The sequence below is a fragment of the Rhizobium sp. S152 genome, assembly GCF_030380735.1.
Taxonomy (GTDB): Bacteria; Pseudomonadota; Alphaproteobacteria; order Rhizobiales; family Rhizobiaceae; genus Rhizobium.
In genome coordinates, this window is the sequence record NZ_JAUDRZ010000002.1 from 323,595 (window position 1) to 341,961 (window position 18,367).

At 61.4% G+C, this 18,367-nt stretch carries 17 protein-coding genes; 13 read left to right on the forward strand and 4 right to left on the reverse strand.

Going from position 1 to position 18,367, the window contains the following annotated elements:
• The first annotated feature begins 36 nt into the window (after positions 1–36).
• The 5 genes from QTL95_RS02755 to QTL95_RS02775 are packed head-to-tail and all read left to right on the forward strand — an operon-like array spanning position 37 to position 6,163.
• A complete protein-coding gene (locus QTL95_RS02755; protein WP_289718428.1) occupies positions 37–1,500 on the forward strand; it encodes a TolC family protein in 1,464 nt (487 codons plus the stop codon).
• A 22-nt stretch (positions 1,501–1,522) separates the two neighbouring features.
• Positions 1,523–2,284 (forward strand): efflux RND transporter periplasmic adaptor subunit, encoded by a 762-nt coding sequence (locus tag QTL95_RS02760; RefSeq protein WP_289718429.1) that lies wholly within the window; start codon positions 1,523–1,525, stop codon positions 2,282–2,284.
• An 8-nt stretch (positions 2,285–2,292) separates the two neighbouring features.
• Positions 2,293–3,672 (forward strand): efflux RND transporter periplasmic adaptor subunit, encoded by a 1,380-nt coding sequence (locus QTL95_RS02765; protein ID WP_289718430.1) that lies wholly within the window; start codon positions 2,293–2,295, stop codon positions 3,670–3,672.
• Positions 3,669–5,795, forward strand: coding sequence for an HlyD family efflux transporter periplasmic adaptor subunit (locus tag QTL95_RS02770; protein WP_289718431.1), 2,127 nt, complete (start codon positions 3,669–3,671; stop codon positions 5,793–5,795). The genes QTL95_RS02765 and QTL95_RS02770 overlap by 4 nt, the downstream gene beginning before the upstream one ends.
• 47 nt (positions 5,796–5,842) lie before the next feature.
• Positions 5,843–6,163 (forward strand): hypothetical protein, encoded by a 321-nt coding sequence (locus QTL95_RS02775; protein ID WP_289718432.1) that lies wholly within the window; start codon positions 5,843–5,845, stop codon positions 6,161–6,163.
• A gap of 14 nt (positions 6,164–6,177) precedes the next feature.
• Here QTL95_RS02775 and QTL95_RS02780 read toward each other — a convergent pair whose 3' ends face one another.
• Positions 6,178–6,504 (reverse strand): hypothetical protein, encoded by a 327-nt coding sequence (locus QTL95_RS02780; protein ID WP_289718433.1) that lies wholly within the window; start codon positions 6,502–6,504, stop codon positions 6,178–6,180.
• A gap of 224 nt (positions 6,505–6,728) precedes the next feature.
• On the opposite strand from QTL95_RS02780, the gene QTL95_RS02785 reads away from it, so the two are divergent.
• Genes QTL95_RS02785 through QTL95_RS02795 form a run of 3 tightly spaced genes read left to right on the forward strand, consistent with a single transcriptional unit; the run spans position 6,729 to position 9,819 of the window.
• Positions 6,729–8,099, forward strand: coding sequence for an amidase (locus QTL95_RS02785; RefSeq protein ID WP_289718434.1), 1,371 nt, complete (start codon positions 6,729–6,731; stop codon positions 8,097–8,099).
• A 52-nt stretch (positions 8,100–8,151) separates the two neighbouring features.
• Positions 8,152–9,006 carry a sugar phosphate isomerase/epimerase family protein gene (locus QTL95_RS02790; RefSeq protein WP_442981244.1) on the forward strand — a complete coding sequence of 285 codons (855 nt, stop codon included), beginning with the start codon at positions 8,152–8,154 and terminating at the stop codon, positions 9,004–9,006.
• Positions 9,007–9,024: 18 nt separating this feature from the next.
• On the forward strand, positions 9,025–9,819 hold the full coding sequence (locus QTL95_RS02795; protein ID WP_289718436.1) for an HpcH/HpaI aldolase family protein: 795 nt from the start codon (positions 9,025–9,027) through the stop codon (positions 9,817–9,819).
• A gap of 1 nt (position 9,820) precedes the next feature.
• Here the strand turns inward: QTL95_RS02795 and QTL95_RS02800 are convergent, their stop codons facing one another.
• The 3 genes from QTL95_RS02800 to QTL95_RS02810 all read right to left on the reverse strand — a co-directional run bounded on the left by QTL95_RS02800 (position 9,821) and on the right by QTL95_RS02810 (position 11,983).
• A complete protein-coding gene (locus QTL95_RS02800) occupies positions 9,821–10,492 on the reverse strand; it encodes a spermidine synthase (protein WP_289718437.1) in 672 nt (223 codons plus the stop codon).
• A 101-nt stretch (positions 10,493–10,593) separates the two neighbouring features.
• On the reverse strand, positions 10,594–10,875 hold the full coding sequence (locus tag QTL95_RS02805) for a hypothetical protein (protein WP_289718438.1): 282 nt from the start codon (positions 10,873–10,875) through the stop codon (positions 10,594–10,596).
• A 103-nt stretch (positions 10,876–10,978) separates the two neighbouring features.
• Positions 10,979–11,983, reverse strand: a complete 1,005-nt coding sequence (locus tag QTL95_RS02810) for a LacI family DNA-binding transcriptional regulator (protein WP_289718439.1) — start codon at positions 11,981–11,983, stop codon at positions 10,979–10,981.
• Positions 11,984–12,163: 180 nt separating this feature from the next.
• Here QTL95_RS02810 and QTL95_RS02815 point away from each other — a divergent pair, with 180 nt between their 5' ends.
• The 5 genes from QTL95_RS02815 (at position 12,164) to QTL95_RS02835 (ending at position 18,365) form a co-directional block, all read left to right on the forward strand.
• Complete coding sequence (locus tag QTL95_RS02815) at positions 12,164–13,411, forward strand: ABC transporter substrate-binding protein (protein ID WP_289718440.1); 1,248 nt, start codon at positions 12,164–12,166, stop codon at positions 13,409–13,411.
• Between the two features lie 82 nt (positions 13,412–13,493).
• Positions 13,494–14,414: a carbohydrate ABC transporter permease gene (locus QTL95_RS02820; RefSeq protein ID WP_289718792.1), complete on the forward strand. Its 921-nt coding sequence runs from the start codon at positions 13,494–13,496 to the stop codon at positions 14,412–14,414.
• Positions 14,414–15,283 carry a carbohydrate ABC transporter permease gene (locus QTL95_RS02825; RefSeq protein ID WP_289718441.1) on the forward strand — a complete coding sequence of 290 codons (870 nt, stop codon included), beginning with the start codon at positions 14,414–14,416 and terminating at the stop codon, positions 15,281–15,283. Before QTL95_RS02820 ends, QTL95_RS02825 begins: the two co-directional genes overlap by 1 nt.
• 28 nt (positions 15,284–15,311) lie before the next feature.
• Positions 15,312–17,255 carry a glycoside hydrolase family 127 protein gene (locus QTL95_RS02830; RefSeq protein ID WP_289718442.1) on the forward strand — a complete coding sequence of 648 codons (1,944 nt, stop codon included), beginning with the start codon at positions 15,312–15,314 and terminating at the stop codon, positions 17,253–17,255.
• Positions 17,256–17,264: 9 nt separating this feature from the next.
• Complete coding sequence (locus QTL95_RS02835) at positions 17,265–18,365, forward strand: ABC transporter ATP-binding protein (protein ID WP_289718443.1); 1,101 nt, start codon at positions 17,265–17,267, stop codon at positions 18,363–18,365.
• Positions 18,366–18,367: the final 2 nt, after the last annotated feature.

Below are 18,367 nucleotides of genomic sequence, written 5' to 3' on the forward strand. Positions count from 1 at the left end.
TTGGTCGCATGCGGACAGGTTCGAGGAACGTCGTTGATGAAAATTCCAGTATTTCTCGTAGTTTCCGTCAGTCTTATAGCGACAGGATGTACGGTCACGCCCAAGCCGCTACCCCCGGAAGCGCATGCTAGCTTCGGTACAGAGAAGCTCGCCCTTGCCACAGCCAACCAGGAGCCCATCTCCAATACGATCGATTTGTACGAAGCGATGGCGAGAGCCTTAAAGTACAACCTCGATACGAAGGTGGAGGTCATGGAAGCGGCGCTGAAGATGAGAGAGGCTGATCTTGTTAGTTACTCAGCTCTCCCAAAAATTGTGGCGGGGGCTGGTTATGCAGGTCGCAGTGAACCGGATGCGAGCGAGCCGTCTACTCGCGATGATAGCATCGTCACGGCCGATCTGACGGCGTCCTGGAACATCCTCGATTTCGGTCTCTCCTATGTCCGCGCCAAGCAGGCGACCGACGAAGTGCTCGTCCAGAACGAGATGAAACGCCGCATGGTCAATAAGGTGATCGAGGACGTTCGCACCGCCTATTGGCGCGCTGTCAGCTACCAGCGTCTGGTCGGACGGATGCGCGCGCTTGAGGGCCGTGTCGCACGGGCGCTGAAGGATACGCGCAATCTCTCGTCCAACGGCGAAACGTCGCCGCTGGTGGCTTTGACCTACGAGCGCGAGCTGATCGAGATCAAGCGCGAGGTCGAGTTGCTGGAAGGCGAACTGCTGGTCGCGAAGACGCAGCTTTCCTCGCTCATGAACGTCAAGCCGGGCACGCCGTTCACTCTCGAAGCGCCGAAGCGGCGCGATACGCAGCTGAAGCTGACCTACACGTCGGAGGAGATGTTCAACATCGCCGCCACGAACCGCCCGGAGATGCGCGAGATTTCCTACCGGTTGCGGATCAACGAACGCGAGGTCGACGCGGCCTTGCTCGACCTGCTGCCGGGCATCAATTTCTATGCCGGTCCGAACTATGATTCGAACGAGTTCATCGCCACCAACGATTGGGTATCCTGGGGTGCCAAGGTCAGCTTCAACCTGATGAAGCTCGCCACCATGCCCGCCGTCGTCAAGAAGATCGACGCGCAGAAAGAGGTGCTCGACACCCGGTCTCTGTCCGTTGCCATGGCTGTGATGACGCAGGTCCATATCAGCCGCGCCCGCTACGCCCATCTGAAAAAGTCCTACGGCACCGCGGCGGCGCTATCGAGCGTCTCCCACCGTATCCTGACGCAGGTTCGCACCGAAACGGACGCGCAAAAGACCAGCGAGCAGATGCTCATCCGCGAGGAGATGAACGCACTTCTCGCCGATGCGAAGCTCGATATGGCCTATGCCGACCTGCAGAACGCCTACGCGAATATCTACGCGTCCCTCGGTATCGATCCGTTCCCGCAGACGCTCAGCACCGATCAGCCCGTCAAGCAGATGGCCGGCGAGTTGAGGGAGATGTGGCTGGAGCGCGGGGAGCACAAGACTGAACTCGTTGCGGCCAAATAAACGGCCGCGGAAGGAGCCCGCAATGAAGCGAATGATGGCGTCCATCCTGCCGGTCCTCGTTCTGGTAGCAGGCAGCGCGCTCGCGGCGGGCGATGAAGCGGCAAATCGGGATAGTTCGCTGGAAGGGCTGCGCGGCATCGTTCGCGCCGCCGACGAGGCCTCCATCTCAAGCGATCTCGGTTACCCCATCGCAACGCTGCCCTTCAAGGAAGGGGACAGCTTCAGGAAGGGCGATGTGCTCGCTACCTTTGAATGCGGGGACATCCAGGCGCAGCTCAAATCGGCCGAGGCGGCGCTTGCCGCGGCTCAGATCGCCGTCGCCAACGACGAGAGGCTGGCGCGCTCCAATGCCGCCGGCAAGTTCGAGGTGGAGATGTCTCGCGCCAAGGCCAACCAGGCCGCCGGCGAGGCCGATGCCTATCGCAGCAAACTGGGACGTTGCACCATCGCCGCACCCTTCGATGGCCGGATCGGCGCCATGCCGTCCCACGCGCACGAAACGCCGGAGCCGAGCCGCCCGATCATGCATATCGTCGCGAGCAACGATCTGCTCGTCGATGTGCTGGTCCCTTCCGTTTGGCTCCGTTGGCTGCGGGACGGGGAGGAGTTCGCGCTCAATGTCGATGAAACCGGCACCACGCTTCCCGTCGAGATCATCCGCGTCGGCGCGACGGTCGACCCCGTGAGCCAGACGGTCAAGGTGACCGGTCGGTTTTCGGGGCAGGCGACAGGCGTTCTGCCGGGAATGAGTGGGCCAACGTTGTTCAAGAGCCAAGGCGAGTAGGTCGAGTTATGCAAGGGACGGAAAAGCCGCTCGGCGAGCCGATAAAGCTGCAGCATACCGCACCCGCGGGGGGCCAGGCTTACGAGGTGCTGCTGCGGATAGAGGCGGAGGCCCGGCGCGTCGACAGCGTCGCCGAGTTGCGGTTCCTGATCGCCAACGAAACGATGAAGCTGACGAAGGCGCGCCAGATTTTCGTCCTGTCCGTTTCACGCGGCGCAATCAAGGTGGAAACAGTCTCGTCGATCGGCGCGGTGGATCGAAACTCGCCGCGCATACGCTTCATCGAGAGCCTGATGAGGGAGCTTCAAAAGCAGGCCGGGCTTTCAGAGATCAAGGCCTTCGCCCTTCCTGCCTATTGCCCCGCGGGCGAGATCGAGCAGGACAGCTATCCATTTCCCTTCATGGCTTGGCTACCGTTCCGCCTTCGCGACGGTCACGTCTTCGCGGGCATGCTTCTGGCGCGCGACATGCCCTGGCAAGAGGCTGATCTGCTGCTCGCCAACCGGCTGGCTGAAACCTATGCCCATGCCTGGCGCGCGCTGAGTGGGCCGCGGCGGCTGAAACGCAACGTGCCCATCAAACCCTTGCTTGCGGTAGCGGCAATCATTGCCGTGGCCGCGATGTTCGTGCCGGTCCATATGACCGTTCTGGCTCCGAGCGAGGTGGTGCCGGTGGCGCCGGAGATCGTGGCAGCGCCGCTGGATGGCGCCATCGAAGAGATCATGGTCAACCCCAACGAGCGCGTCACCAAGGGGCAGCCACTGTTTCGGCTGGCGGACACCGCGCTTCGCAATGAGTTCCAGGTTGCCGAACAGGACGTGAAGGTTGCTCAGGCACGGCTGATGCAGATCAGCCAGCGCGCCATCGCGGATGGCGAGGCGCGCCGCGATCTTGCCGTGACCCGCAGCGAACTCAGCGTGGCCGAGGCCAAGCGAGATTATGCGGCCGACATGCTGGCGCGTTCGCATGTCAATGCCGAGACGGATGGCGTCGTGATCTTCACGGACAAGCGGGATTGGATCGGGCGGCCGGTATCGATCGGGGAACGCGTGATGGAAGTTGCCGATCCCGACCGGGTACAGTTGCGCATCGACGTGCCTGTCGCAGATGCGATAGCCGTCCGGAATGGCGCCCGCGTTAGCGCCTTCCTCGATTCCAATCCGCTGAGACCGGTCGACGCGAAGACGCTGTCCTCCTCCTTCGATCCGCAGATGATCGAAGGCAACGTCCTTGCCTATCGCGTCTATGCCGGTTTCGATGGCACTACGGAAGACACTCTGCGTCTCGGTATTCGCGGCACGTCGCAGATCTTCGGCGACAAGGTGCCGCTTGCCTACTATCTCTTCAGGAGACCGATTGCCGTGATCCGGCAGCGGTTGGGACTGTGAACACGGTCCCGCAGGATCTCAGGCTTCCGGCTCTGCGAGAGGATCTGCAGATCGTGCGTGGCGGAACGAGCCTTTCCGGCGAGCCGGTGTGGATCGTGCTCGACCCGATCCGGAACCGCTTCTTCCGCATCACGTTCGAGATGTTTCAGCTGCTGAGCCTCTGGAATGTCGCCCGCTCCATGCGCGGCCTCGTTCAGGCGGTGGAAGCAAAATTCGGGCGGCAGCCGGATCAGGAAGAGGTGCAGGCTGCCATGCGGATGCTGGAGGCGAGCTTTTTCGTCAGCGAACCCATGGTGGGCTCGTGGCGCGCGTTGCATGCAGGCGCCACGAAGCGCCACTCGCTCTTCATGCGGCTTATTCACAACTATCTTTTTTTCCGCATACCGCTCGTGCGCCCGGATCGTTTCATCCGGCGCACGGCGCCTTATGTGGAGTTCGTCTTCAGCCCGGTTTTCCAAACTCTGACGGTGCTGGCGGCATTGCTCGGCCTCTATCTCGTCTCGCGCCAATGGGACGCGTTCATCGGGACCTTTCCCTATGTCTTCACCCTTGAGGGGCTGGTGATCTCCGTGATTTCGGTCGGCTTCATCAAGTCGATGCACGAACTGGGGCACGCCTATGTGGCGCGCAGGCATGGCTGCCGGGTACCGACAATGGGCATTGCCTTCATGGTGCTGGTGCCGTTGCTCTATACCGATGTCAGCGATGCCTGGCGGCTGAAGTCGCGGTTCGATCGCCTCAAGATCGACATGGCGGGTGTGCTCACCGAGATTCACATCGCGGTCTACGCGCTGCTTTTCTGGGTATTCCTTCCGGATGGACCGCTGCGATCGGCGGCCTTCGTGCTCGCGGCTACTGGCTGGGTGCTCAGCCTGATCGTCAACCTCAACCCGTTCATGCGGTTTGACGGCTACTACATCTTCGCCGATCTGCTCGGCGTCGAAAATCTGCAGCCGCGCGCCTTCAGACATTTGCGCTGGCGTATCCGCCACCTGCTTTTCAACACCGACGAGGAGAGTCCGGATCGTTTCGGGCCGAAGCTCGATCTCGCCGTCACACTCTATGCGATCGCCACGGCGATCTATCGGCTGTTCCTCTATTTCGGCATCGCGCTTCTCGTCTATCACTTCACGATCAAGATCGTGGGCGTGATGCTGTTTGCCGTTGAGATCGGTTTTTTCATCATTCGACCTGTCTGGTCCGAACTGCGGGAGTGGTGGCAGATGCGCCATGACATCAAGGCAAGCCGGCGAACCTACCTGTCATTTGCTGTTTTCATCGGCCTCATCTTGCTGGTTTCCTTGCCGATTTTCAAAAACGTCTCGGCTCCGGCCGTGCTCTACCCCAATGTCTTCGCAAGACTGTTTCCGATGGAGCCGGGAAAGATCGAGAAGATAGAGGCGAAGCGCGGCGCCGTCGTGAGAAAGGGCGATGTCCTCTTCGTGATCAGCCGGCCCGAACTGCAGCAGGAGCTTCACACCACCGAGATCGAGGCGGAACTGACTGGCTACAAGCTGGCGCGTGTGCTTGCCGACCCGCAAAATCTGATCGATCGGGGCATCCTGCAGTCGCAATTGGCAGCACTTGAGACCAAGCGGGACGGGCTCGCCCGACGTCAGACTTCGCTCGTCGTGCGCGCGCCATTTGACGGAATCATCGTCGATATGGCGCCGGAAATTCACGTGGGGCGCTGGATCAGCCGCAAGGATCAACTGGCGACGGTATCGGATGCCTCGGCCACTGCCGCGCGCGGCTATGTCAGCGGATCGGATCGGGGGCGGCTGGAAATGGGCGCCGAAGGCTGGTTCGTGCCAGACGATCTCACCCTTGCCGCGATGCCCGCCGTCCTGACGTCCGTCGCATCGTCGGGCGCCGACGAAGTCGACATCCCGCAACTCACGTCCGAGTTTCACGGCGAGATCGCGGTTCATCCACAGAACACCCATGAACGCATGCGGCTCAGTCCTGTTTCGGCACAATATGCCATTACCGTCGATGTCGGAGGCCCGTCGCCGCAGCAGACGGTTCGAGGCGTCGTCACTCTCAGGGGCAAAGGCGAGAGCATCGCAGGTCGAGTGTGGCGTCAGGTTGTAAAAGTGCTTGTGCGCGAGGCCGGCGCTTAGGGTGAAGATAATAACTCTGAAACCATTGAGAGCATCAGGCGTTTATCATGCAAATCAAAGATCGTATTTTGATGCGATCGAAGTTTCGCGAAAGAATGACGGAAATGCGCTTCTTCAGAAAGAAGATGAGTTATGCCAGAGGACGATGGCAACGTGACGACGCCGGGCAGGCTTATGCCAGTCACGGTCGTTTTCGGCTGACGATCAAGCAGGCAAACGAGCGCTGGTTCTATCGCGTATCCGATCTGAACGGAGAGCTGCCGCCGGTCGACAGTCGGCCTTTTCCGAGCGAGGAAGAAACCCTGAACGCCGCCCAGTCCGAGCTGGATGACCGCGCAGGTGAGCCGGAAATGCGGCCCGAATACTGATCGCAGTCGGCTGATCAGCAAGACCGGTCGGCGTAGGGGCTGTGCTCGCGGCAGAAGTCCAGATCGGCAGGCATAAAGGAAGCAGAGCCGACCGTTTCCGAAACCGATCCGACCGTCGCATTGTCGATCGAAGAACCCGCCGGTCCGGCGAAGTGGGCCATCACTCCGGCGGCGCTCAATAGCAGGAGCGCAGCGACGATGATAAAACGCTCGGCAATCGTCGGGCGGTTGGCAGTCACCCGCTCCGCATAGGCTCGCCCGGCTGAACCGCTTTGTTCCGTGTCCGCTGAAAATCTGATGGCGTCGCAGTGGGTGGAATTATCGTTCTCGAAAATTGTCATCTTTTTTACTCCCGCCAATTCGGTATCAGCCCCGTTCATCAGGCGATGTGTCGCGGCTTCCGTCAGGCAGGCTGCATGTGTGCCCGATGAGGCCGGATTAGAAGACCAGATCGCCGAACTCACTGTTCATAAAATCGAACCAATCGGTTCAATCAGGTTTAAGGGCTTGGCTTGACGACGAAATTCGGCTTAGGTCTGTTGTCTGCAGGTTCATGGATATCGTTATGGCGAACTCCTTCGGTGCGATGTCGATCGCGCAACTATCGCTCCTTATTCAACGCGGCGCTGTCGATCCGGTCGAGGTGGCCGAGAGTGTCTTCGACGCTATCGCCACACATGGCGACCCCGCCATTTTCACGGTGCTGCTGAAAGACCGGGCGATTGAGGAGGCGCGGGCATCGTCGGCGCGGTTGAAGGCTGGTCGTTCGCTCGGATTGCTCGACGGCATTCCGGTCGCCTGGAAGGATCTCTTCGACATCGAAGGCATCGCGACCACGGCCGGATCGAGGATTTTCAAGGCCAGCCCCGCTGCTACGACGGATGCGGCAGTTGTCACGACGCTGAGAAAGGCTGGTATGATCGCCATCGGCCGGACCAATATGAGCGAATTCGCGTTCTCGGGGCTTGGTATCAACCCGCATTACGGCTCACCGCGCAATCCGCGAGGGACGGATGTTCCGCGCATCACCGGCGGATCCTCTTCGGGCGCCGGCGCGGCGGTGGCCGCCGGTCTGGTGCCGGTCGCGATGGGCACGGACACCGGCGGCTCGGTCCGTATCCCCGCCGCCTTCAACGGCATCGTCGGCTACAAGGCGACGCATGGGCGCTATGCGATGGACGGGGTGTTCCCGTTGTCTAAGACGCTGGATTCGCTGGGACCGCTTTGCCGCACGGTGCAGGACGCGGTCTGGGTCGATGCGGCCATGCGTGGACAGAGCGTGTCGGCGATCGGGCTGCGTGCGGTGAAGGATATCGATATCGTCGTGCCCGAGAATGTGGTGTTCGACGGTGCGGAAGTCGGAGTTGTGGCGGCATTCGAGGCGGCGCTGGAGCGGCTCGCCACCGCCGGTGCATCGGTCCGCCGCATCAAGATTCCCGCGTTTGACGATCTGCTCGCGGTCATGGCGAAGCACGGTGCCCTCGTTACCGCTGAGGCGTTCGCCTTGCATCGCGAGCGGCTTGTCGGTCCGCAGGCCGCCGAAATGGACCATCGTGTGGTTGTGCGCACGCGGCTTGGCGAAAAGATCAGCCTGCCCGATTACCTTGCGATCCTCGACGCGCGCGAGCGCCTGATCGCAGATGCAAGGCGCCTGATCGGAAGCAGCTTCGTGGCCTACCCATCGGTCGCTCACGTCGCGCCGCCGATCGCGCCGCTCGAAAAGGATGACGACCTTTTCTTCGCGACGAACGCCAGAACGCTGCGCAACACGCTGTTAGGAAACTTCCTTGACTGGTGCGGCGTGTCGATCCCTTGCGGCACGGGCGATGCCGGGATGCCGGTTGGTTTCCTGCTGTCGGCGGTCGGCGGCGACGACGAGGCACTTCTTTCTGCGGCACTTTCGACCGAGGCGATGATCCGAGGAGATTTCGGTTGAGAGACCGGGAGATTGCCGCCTAGATAGAGACACGACTTTGGAGGAGGAGTTGATGGCTTTGGAGTATGGACGCTTCGCGGTGTCAACGTGGTCATTGCACAGGCTTCTGGGGGTGACTTATCCCTACAGCCCCGACCCGGGTAAAAGTGGGGAGCGGCGCGAGACCTATGGACCGGAGGGTGCTGCATTGCTGGATATCCCGGCGCGGCTTGCGGAACGCGGCATGTATCGCTTGGAAATCTGCTCGTTTCATCTGCCGAGCCTCGATCCAGCCTACCTCGCGCAGTTGCGCGGCGCGCTGGATCGCGCCGGCGTGCTGCTGCAGACGCTGCTCGTCGAGGATGGTGATCCCAGCAATGCCGATACCGCCGAACGCGACATCCGCTGGATCGCCGAATGGATCGGAATCGCGTCTGCATTGGGCGCCAGGCACATGCGCGTCATCGCCGGCAAGCAGGCGCCGACGGCTGAGAATCTTGAACGATCGGCCAAACATCTCGCCTGGCTCGCCGGGCAGGCGGAGGGAAGCGGGGTCCGCGTCGTCACCGAGAACTGGTTCGCTCTCCTGCCTTCGCCGAAGGAAATGAACTGGCTGCTCGACGCGCTCGATGGCACGGTCGGGCTCAATGGCGATCTCGGGAACTGGGCCGCGCCGGCACGATATGCCGGCCTTGCCGACATCATGCGCCGCGCCGAAATCCGCCACGCGAAGGCCGAATACGATACATCGGGCCTCGACGCCGCCGACTACCGCAAGTCCCTCGAGGCCTGCCGCGCCGCCGGCTATGAGGGGCCGTATACGCTGATCTACGATTCACCCTTCTTCAGCGACGAATGGGACGGCATTCTGCTGCAGAAGGCCTTCATCGAGCAAATTCATCAGGAAAAGCAACTCGCGACCGGCTGAGATGCAAAGGAGACTGGCATGAGCAGTGCAGTGATGATCGACGACTTCGCCAAGCGTGTGAAGGCTGAGGATGCCGGGCTGATATCGGCCTGGATCGGCATTCCCGACCCGTTGTTCGTCAATCATCTGGCTCAGGAAGCTTTCGACGCCGTCGTGCTCGACATGCAGCACGGCATGTGGGACATGACCTCGGCAGCCAACGGCATTGCGCAGGGCAGGCTGGCTGGCAAGCCGGTGGTGGCGCGCATCCCGGTCGGCGAGTTCGCAACCGCCTCGCGGCTACTGGATGCGGGTGCGGCCGGCATCATCGCGCCGATGATCAATTCGGTCGCGGACGCCGAAGCGCTTGTGAAGGCCACCAAATATCCGCCGGTCGGCGAGCGCAGCTGGGGTCCGACACTGGCAATGAACCATAGCGGCTTTTCCGGCAGCGACTACCTCGCGACAGCCAACGAGAAGACCTTGTCGATTGCCATGATCGAGACCCGCGTCGCGCTCGACGCTGCCGACGAGATACTTCGCGTCGATGGCCTCGACGGCGTTTTCATCGGCCCATCCGATCTCTCGATTGCGCTTTCGAACGGCGCGAAGCTCGCTCCTGATACGGCTGACATGGATGCCGTACTCAAGCATCTTGTCGCCCGCTGCCGGGCGCACGGCAAGTTCGCCTGCGTCTTCGGCAGCAATGGCGAGCGCGCCGGCGCGTTGCTGAAAATGGGTTTCCAGTTCGTGATCGCCGGCGCCGATACGCAGCAACTGCGCGCTGGTGCCGCCAGCGCAATCGCCGCTGCTCGCAGCGTCCAGAAGCGCTGACCTATTTCGTCGCGAGCCAGATGACGTGGCGGGCGCCGCCACGTTTTCCGTTCGCGCGCACATTGATGGCTTCCGCTGTAAAGCCGCTGTCGCGCAGGCGGCGTGTGAACTTCGGATCAGGGCCGGACGACCAGACGGCGAGCACGCCGCCGGGCTTCAAGGCGTCGCGGGCGGCCTTCAGGCCGGAAAAATCGTATATCCGGTCGTTCGACTGACGCGTCAGTCCGTCCGGGCCGTTGTCGACGTCCAGAAGAATGGCGTCGAACGTGGCCTTGGAGGAGCGGATCAGCTCGCCGACGTCGCCTTCATGAACGACCGTTCTCGGATCGTCCAAGCAGCCCTTGAAGACCTCGGTCATTGGTCCGCGTGCCCAGCGCACGACGGCGGGAACGAGTTCGGCAACGGTGACTTTGGCGTCTCTGGGGAGGACGGCAAGTGCTGCGCGCAGGGTGAACCCCATGCCAAGCCCGCCGATCAGCATCGTCGGGCGGGGGCGGCCTGATATGCGGTCGAAAGTAAGCGTTGCGAGCGCTTCTTCCGAGCCGCTGAGCCGGCTGTTCATCAGCTCGTTGGCGCCGAGCATGATCGAGAATTCGCTGCCGCGCTGCTTGAGGCGCAATTCCCCCGCTTCTCCGGGAATGGGTGCGGAATCGAGCTGGATCCAGGGGAGCATATTGTGTGCCTCGCGTTTGCGCGGCTCACCTAGCACAAAAAATCCTGTGCTGCGAACCTGCAAAGCAAGGCGAAGCCGTTTCGCGGTTCAGAGGCGAATGTCTACCGGTTGTCGATGCACGCCTGGCGCGTTGAGACGTCGCCCGCCGTGCGTTTCTGGCAGCGCGTCCACTGGATATTGTTCGGGTTGCCGGTGCTCTCCGTCGTGAAACTGTCGATCGGGATCGAGAGGCCACCGCCCGTCTGCTGGTCGTCGGGCACCGTTCCGAGCGGCGGCGATCCGTCGAAGCGCCCGCTGGCATCCATGCCCATGTTGGCCTGCGCGAATGCCGCGCCGCCGAAGCCAAGGACCACGAGGGAGGTCATGATGATAAGCCTGCGCATGGTCGAAATCCCTTCAGGTTGAGACCCTTTGGGAGATAGCGCGCTGTACGCATTTTCCAACAGTGGTCGTCTAGCAAAGAGAAAGGCGCGGGAAATGCCCGCGCTATATTGCGCCGCAGGATTTACGGGTTACCAGGCTGCATGGGAGGCGGCGGATACCGGGCGGAATATCCTCGCGCTTCGACAGTTGGAGGATGGCGAGGCCGGCCTGGCGGCCGAGTTCCTTGAGTTCCATGTCCACCGTCGTCAGCGATGGCCGCGTCTGCCGCGCCACGACTTCCCAGTTGTCGAACCCGACGACCGCAATGTCGGAGGGAATGGACAGATCGAGATCGCGCAAGGCATCGATGACACCGCGGGCAATCTCGTCGCTGCCGCAGAAAATCGCATCGGGTTTGAGGCCGGCGCCGCCGAAGACGCGCTGGATCGCCTCGTGTCCCCATTCCTCCGACCAGTCGCCGAACATGACCTCCGCGCGCTCTCCCAACACGTCTCGATAAGAGGCGGCGCGGATTCTGGCGGCGAGATAGTCTTCGGGGCCGGTCACGTGCAGGATTCGCGAGCGGCCGGCTTGCAGAAGATGCTCGACGGCGAGCCGCGCGCCCTGCGCGTCGTCGGGAACGAAGGAGACGCTGTCCTCGGGACCTTCGGCGAACGCGTAGACGATAGGGACCGGAAGCCGGGACAATTCCATGGGCGGCTTCAGGTCCATGCGCGTCGCCGTGAAGATGATGCCATCGACCTGCCTGTCGAGAAGCGTTTCCAGATGAAGCTTTGCCAACCGCGGATCGTTGTCCGTCGCGCAGAGAAACACCGACATCCCTTCTTCGACCAAAACCTCGGAGACGCCGGCGGCCATCGGCAGCGTCAGTCGCCCGTAGGTGTCGTTGGTGATGATGCCGATGGCATGGCTACGCTTGCTGAGCAATCCGCGCGCCAGCGCGTTGGGCCGAAAACCGATGTCCTCGGCTACACGCCTGACGCGTTCCCTCGTTTCCGGATTGGTTCGGCCGGTGCCGTTCAGCGCGTTGGAGGCCGTAGATATGCTGACGCCCGCCGCTCTCGCGACGTCGTGGATCGTGCGTCTTCGGATATCTTTTTCGACCAAATCACATAGCCTCAGTGTATTTGCCGAAACCTTTTAGCAGAAAAAATCGTGGTGTTAAAAGGTTTTATCAGATTCATGGCGGAAAGCTGCCTACATACTGTCGACATCCAAAAAAATGTCGACTAACGTTTTGGCCACGCCATCGGGAGGCTGCTGGCGACAAAGAAAAGGGGAACCTTCATGCTCAAGTTAAAGTTGACGCTTTCCGCATTCTCTCTTCTGGCTAGCGTTTCATTTGCCAACGCTGCCGAGCTTACTCTTTGGGTGCGCACGTCGTCCGGCGCTGTCCTTCAGGGGCTTGCCGACAAGTACAATGCGTCGCATTCCGACAAGATCAATGTTACCCAGATCACCGCCGAACAGATGGTGCCGAAGCTCGGCGCGGCGATCGCCGGCGGTGCCGCTCCTGACGGTGCGGTGCTGGACCTGATCTATCTTCCGACCTTCGCCGCTGCCGATGGCCTTGAGGACATCACCGATTTCGTCAAGGGCGCTCCCTATTCGTCATCGATGAGCCCATCCCATATCCGTCTCGCGACCTACGACGGCAAGATCTACGGCGTCCCGGCTCTCCCTGATGCATCGATCATCGCTTACAATACCGACCTGTTCAGCAAGGCAGGACTCGATCCCAATAAGGCGCCGGCCTCCCTGGAGGAGATCGCCGCCGATGCCAAGAAGATCGCGGCGCTTGGCAACGAGACCTACGGATTCTATTTCGTCGCCAATTCCGGCAGCTGGCTGATCTACGACTTCCTGCCGCATCTGTGGGCAGCGGGTGCCGATGTGCTCAGCGAAGACGGCAGGACGGCGACGGTCGATACGCCGGCTCTGCGGGAGACGGTTGCCGCCTATCGCGACATGTGGAAGGCCGGCGCCATTCATCCGACCTCGCGCTCGGGCAACGGCAACAACGCCGTCGAAGCCTTTGCATCGGGCAAGGTCGGCATTCTCATGACCGGCTCCTACATCGTGAACCTGCTGACTTCGAAATATCCAGACGTGAAGTTCAATGTCGCTCCGATCCCCGGTCCCAAGGGTGGCGAGTCGAGCTTTGCGGGGGGAGACACCTTGGCGCTCATGAAGGGTATCAGCGACGAGAAAAAGAAGGTCGCTCTCGACTTCGTCAACTTCTACATGGAGCCGGAGCAGCAGGTCTACATCACCAAGGAATCGGGCATGCCTTCGCGCACCGACCTCGCCAAGGAAGCATACGCCTCCTTCGACCAGCGCAATATTGTCGCCTACGACATCCTGGCCAAGGCGCGCACGCCGTACACGTTCTCTTCCGATGAGCTGTTCGTCAGCCGCACCGGTCCGTTCCTGAACCTCATCCAGGGCGCGATCTTCGGCGACGACGTCGACGGAACGATCACCAAGACGCAGGCTGATTTCACCCGCATCCTGGATCGGACCAACCCTGAATGATCGGATAATCTCGTGGGGCGCTTCAAGGCGCCCCGCTTTTTCAAAATCTGACTTGCAGTAGCGAAAAGGGAGCGTTGCCGTGATATCCTCGGTGCGTCGTCGCGGCACGGCCGCAATATCGACCGGTGATGCCGAGCCAAAGGGATGGCTGGGCCTTGCGTTCATCCTCCCGGGCTTCCTGTTCATCGTCGTGCTCTTCCTAGTGCCGCTCGTGATGACGGTGTGGATGAGCTTCTACAATTGGCCGCTTCTCGGGCGGGCAAAGTTCATCGGTCTCGACAACTACATCGAGTTGATGAACGACACGCAGCTCTGGCACTCCTTCGGTTTCACGCTGCTCTACACGGGGCTCGTCACCACGGCGATTTTCGTTGTCGCCTTTCCGCTGGCGCTGCTGGTTGACCGGCCGTTGCGTATTGCCGGCTTCTTTCGCACGATCTATTTCATGCCCGTGGTTATCGGCTTCGGCGCCGCCTCGACGCTCTGGATGTGGCTGCTCAATCCCGATAACGGCGTCTTCGCCCAGTTGCTGAGGGGGATCGGCCTGATCGACAGCGCGCCGCGTCCGCTACAGAGTTTCTGGCCGGCGCTGGCCGTGATCATACTGATGGTGGTCTGGAAGACCGCCGGATTTACGATGGTCATCCTGCTGACAGGGCTGCAAAGCATCTCCAGCGACGTGATCGAGGCTGCCAAGATCGATGGCGCCAATGTCTGGAGCCGTTTCCATCGCATTACCCTGCCATTGATGCGCAACTCCGTCATTCTGGCGCTGCTGCTAAACGTCACCTCGTCGATGCTCGCTTTCGACCAGTTCTTCGTCATCACCCAGGGCGGACCTGAGAACAGCACGATCTCGGCGGTGTTTTCCATCTACCTCGCCTCGTTCTCGTCATATCGGCTTGGCTACGGCTCGGCGATCTCCTTCGCCCTGCTTGTCGTTCTGGTGGCGATCAGCACGATCCAGTTCGTCTTTCTTCGCCAGCGTCCGGAGGAGGGCTGATGGACCGCTTGACCCAAAACACGGGATCCCGGCCGGCCGGCGAGTGGCTCGGCTACGCTGCCTTCATTCTGGCGGCCGTGATCTTCGCGATCTTCTTCATCATGCCGATCGTCTGGTCGTTCGCCAATTCGTTCAAACCCGCGGCCGAGGCTCTGGCCAACCCCGCGGCGCTGTTCTCAAAGGCGTTCTCACTGGAAAATTACCGTCGGCTCGAGCATGTCGGCGCCGGCTGGTACGTCTATGCGGGCAATTCCGTGCTGATCGCGCTTGGAACGGTGCTGTTGACCGTGCTGGTCTCTGTGCCCGCCGGCTACGGCTTCTCCAAGTTTCGGTTTCCCGGTCAGTCGATACTTTTTGTGCTGATCATGGCGACGATGATGATCCCGTTCCAGTCGATCCTCACGCCGCTGTTCCTGATCCTCAAGTTCTTCCGCCTGCAGAACAACCTCTTCGGCCTCGTCCTGATCTACGTCACCTTTCAGCTGCCTTTCTCGGTGTTCATGATGCGCAACGCATTCGACGCCGTGCCGAAGGCGCTGATCGAGGCGGCCCGCATCGATGGCGCCTCGCAGACGACGATCCTGCGGCGGATCATGCTGCCGATCGCGCTTCCGGGCGTCGCGACCGTCGCCATGTTCGCCTTTCTCAATTCCTGGAACGAGTTCCTGGCGGCGCTGATTTTCCTGTCCGATCAGAACAAGTTCACGCTGCCGATCATGCTCGTCAACGTATCCTCGGGGATCTATGGCATCATCGATTGGGGCGCGCTGCAGGCCGGCATCGCGGTGACCATGGTCCCCTGCATCGTCCTCTTCCTTCTTTTGCAACGCTACTACGTGCGCGGCCTGACGGCCGGCGCCGTGAAATAATCGCGGCCAAGCCGCCCAAGGAGTCTTCATGTCCACATCCACCCGTGTTCAACCGGCCCTGCCGGAAGCGCCCCAGCGATACGTGCCGGCAGACCACGCCCGCGTCAGCTTCGATGGAGGGTTCTGGCAGAGCTGGACCCGGACAGTCCGTGACGTCACCATCCCGACCCAGCACATGCGGCTCGACGAGGAGGGTTTTCTCGAGGTTCTCGATTTCGACAAGCCCGCCGGACCGCTGGCCCGCCCGATCCAGCCCAGCGGCCTTTCGATGCAACACTTCTTCGATTCCGACTTCGGCAAGTGGATCGAGGCCGCAAGCTACACGCTGAAGGCTCATCCCAATCCGGAGATCGAGGCCAAGATCGACGACATCGTCGCAAAACTTGAAAAGGGGCAGATGACCGACGGCTATCTCAACAGCTGGTTCATTCGCCGCGAACCGGAGAAGCGCTGGACCAACCTGCGCGACCTTCACGAGATGTATTCGATGGGCCATCTGCTCGAAGGCGCGGTGGCCTATTTCGAAGCCACCGGAAAGCGGCGCTTTCTCGATGTCATGATCCGCGCCGTGGATCACATCATCGACACCTTCGGCCGCGAGCCCGGAAAGTTGCGAGGTTACGACGCGCACGAGGAGATCGAACTGGCGCTCGTCAAGCTTTACCGGGTGACGCGCGATCCCCGCCATCTGGAACTTGCCACCTACTTCGTCGACGAGCGCGGCCAGATGCCGTCCTATTACGATGGAGAAGCCATCGCGCGCGGCGAAAAGCCGGAGGATTACGTCTATCAAACCTACGCCTACAGTCAGGCGCATATGCCTGTCCGCGAGCAGGAACAGGTCGTGGGCCACGCCGTTCGTGCCATGTACCTCTTCTCCGCCATGGCGGACCTTGCGTTCGAAAACAGCGATCCGACGCTGGAAGCGGCATGTCACCGTCTCTTCGACAATCTGACGGGACGCCAGCTCTACGTGACCGGTGGCCTCGGCCCGTCGGCCTCGAACGAAGGTTTCACCCGCGAATTCGACCTGCCCAACGAAACGGCTTATGCCGAAACCTGCGCCGCCGTCGCGCTCGGCTTCTGGAGCCATCGCATGGCGCAGATCGACCTCGACGGCAAGTTCACGGACAAGCTGGAGACGGTGCTTTTCAACGGCGCGCTTTCCGGCATCTCGCGCGACGGCGAGCATTATTTCTATGAGAACGTGCTTGAGAGCCACGGCCAGCATCGTCGCTGGAAATGGCACTATTGCCCCTGCTGCCCCACGAACATTGCCCGCTTCATCACCTCGCTCGGTCAGTACTTCTATTCGACCAAGCCGGACGAACTCGCCGTGCACCTCTATGGCGAGAACGCGGCCGAACTGAACATCGGCGAGAGCTTCGTCCGCTTAAAGCAGGAGACGCGCTATCCATGGGACGGTGATGTCGCGCTGCGCTTCGCAATCGATCGTCCTAGCCGCTTTACGCTCAGGCTACGCATTCCCGGCTGGTGCCGTGACGCCAAGCTGTCGGTCAATGGAGCGGCGGTGGATTTGAGCGGCTGCGTGACGAAGGGTTATGCATCGATCGAACGCGAATGGACTGACGGCGACGAGGTGCGGATTGCGATGCAGATGCCGGTCGACCGCCTTTACGCTCATCCCGCGGTCTCCGAGGACGCGGGGCGGGTCGCGCTGCGACGTGGCCCCGTGGTCTATTGCGTCGAGGAAGTCGACCTCGGCACAGAGCCGCAGCGCCTTCGTCTGCCGACGGCATCCGACATTGCCGCCCGGTATGAGCCCGATCTACTCGGCGGGGCGGCCGTTCTTGAGGGCGTTGCGCTCGAGGCCGATGCGTCGGCCTGGGGAAATGCGCTTTATGGTGCCGCATCGCCGGCCCTCAAGGCACGCCCCTTCAAGGCAATTCCCTATCACCTCTGGGCCAACCGCGAAGCCGGCGCGATGGCGATCTGGCTGCACGAAGTCTAGGAGATCACGATGGCACCCTTGGCACTGAAGAACGTCGTCAAATCCTATGGCATCTACGAGGCCGTGCGCGGCATCAATCTGGAGATCGAGGACAATGAGTTCGTCGTCTTCGTTGGGCCCTCGGGGTGCGGCAAGTCTACGACGTTGCGGATGATCGCGGGACTGGAGCACATCACCGGCGGCGAGATCGTCATCGGCGATCAGGTCGTCAACCGGCTTGGGCCGGGCAAGCGCGACATCGCCATGGTCTTCCAGAACTACGCGCTCTATCCGCATATGACCGTGCGGGAGAACATCTCCTTTTGCCTGGAACAGCAGAAGCTCGCGAAAAACGAGATCGAGACGCGTATAGAGCGGGCTGCCGAAACGCTTCATATCACCGAGCTGCTTGGCCGCCGGCCCGGGCAACTGTCGGGCGGGCAGCGCCAGCGCGTCGCCATGGGACGCGCGATCGTTCGCAATCCCAAGGTCTTCCTGTTCGACGAGCCGTTGTCGAACCTTGACGCCAAGCTTCGCGTCCAGATGCGTACCGAGATCAAGCGCCTGCACCAGCTTCTGCCGACAACGACGGTCTACGTTACCCACGACCAGATCGAGGCGATGACGATGGCGGACAGGGTTGTCGTCATGAACGGTGGCATTATCGAGCAGTCAGGCCCGCCGCAGGAACTCTACCATCGCCCGGTCAGCCAGTTCGTCGCCGGCTTCATCGGCTCTCCCGCCATGAACTTCATGTCCGCGACGTTGCTTGGCGACAGCTCAGGGCTGGTCGTAAAGCTGGCCGATGGAAGCGAACTGCCTGTGCCTGTATCCCGGATGGTCGAGTATGCGCGCCATGCCGGAAAGCCCGTTGTTTTCGGCATTCGACCGGAGTCGATCTCTGGCCGCCAAGCCCGGCAGGGCTTCGCCGATGTCGAGGCTCGGATTGATCTCGTCGAGCCTCTGGGGCCGCAAACCATGGTCTACTTCGGCATCGGAGAGGCAAATCTCTGCGCCTGCATCGATCCCGAGCAAAGTCCGCGTCCGCTGTCGACCATGCCGCTTTCGTTCAACATGAACCAGATGCATCTGTTCGATCCGGCGAATGGTCGATCCATGGCGCTTGTCTGAGA

Bases quoted from the DNA above. Each gene is read 5' to 3' on its own strand.
- QTL95_RS02805 (WP_289718438.1), bottom strand. From the start codon at position 10,875: ATGCGCAGGCTTATCATCATGACCTCCCTCGTGGTCCTTGGCTTCGGC.
- QTL95_RS02780 (WP_289718433.1), bottom strand. From the start codon at position 6,504: ATGACAATTTTCGAGAACGATAATTCCACCCACTGCGACGCCATCAGA.
- QTL95_RS02800 (WP_289718437.1), bottom strand. From the start codon at position 10,492: ATGCTCCCCTGGATCCAGCTCGATTCCGCACCCATTCCCGGAGAAGCG.
- QTL95_RS02815 (WP_289718440.1), top strand. From the start codon at position 12,164: ATGCTCAAGTTAAAGTTGACGCTTTCCGCATTCTCTCTTCTGGCTAGC.
- QTL95_RS02830 (WP_289718442.1), top strand. From the start codon at position 15,312: ATGTCCACATCCACCCGTGTTCAACCGGCCCTGCCGGAAGCGCCCCAG.
- QTL95_RS02835 (WP_289718443.1), top strand. From the start codon at position 17,265: ATGGCACCCTTGGCACTGAAGAACGTCGTCAAATCCTATGGCATCTAC.
- QTL95_RS02795 (WP_289718436.1), top strand. From the start codon at position 9,025: ATGAGCAGTGCAGTGATGATCGACGACTTCGCCAAGCGTGTGAAGGCT.
- QTL95_RS02755 (WP_289718428.1), top strand. From the start codon at position 37: ATGAAAATTCCAGTATTTCTCGTAGTTTCCGTCAGTCTTATAGCGACA.
- QTL95_RS02760 (WP_289718429.1), top strand. From the start codon at position 1,523: ATGAAGCGAATGATGGCGTCCATCCTGCCGGTCCTCGTTCTGGTAGCA.
- QTL95_RS02765 (WP_289718430.1), top strand. From the start codon at position 2,293: ATGCAAGGGACGGAAAAGCCGCTCGGCGAGCCGATAAAGCTGCAGCAT.
- QTL95_RS02790 (WP_442981244.1), top strand. From the start codon at position 8,152: ATGGCTTTGGAGTATGGACGCTTCGCGGTGTCAACGTGGTCATTGCAC.
- QTL95_RS02775 (WP_289718432.1), top strand. From the start codon at position 5,843: ATGCAAATCAAAGATCGTATTTTGATGCGATCGAAGTTTCGCGAAAGA.
- QTL95_RS02785 (WP_289718434.1), top strand. From the start codon at position 6,729: ATGGCGAACTCCTTCGGTGCGATGTCGATCGCGCAACTATCGCTCCTT.
- QTL95_RS02825 (WP_289718441.1), top strand. From the start codon at position 14,414: ATGGACCGCTTGACCCAAAACACGGGATCCCGGCCGGCCGGCGAGTGG.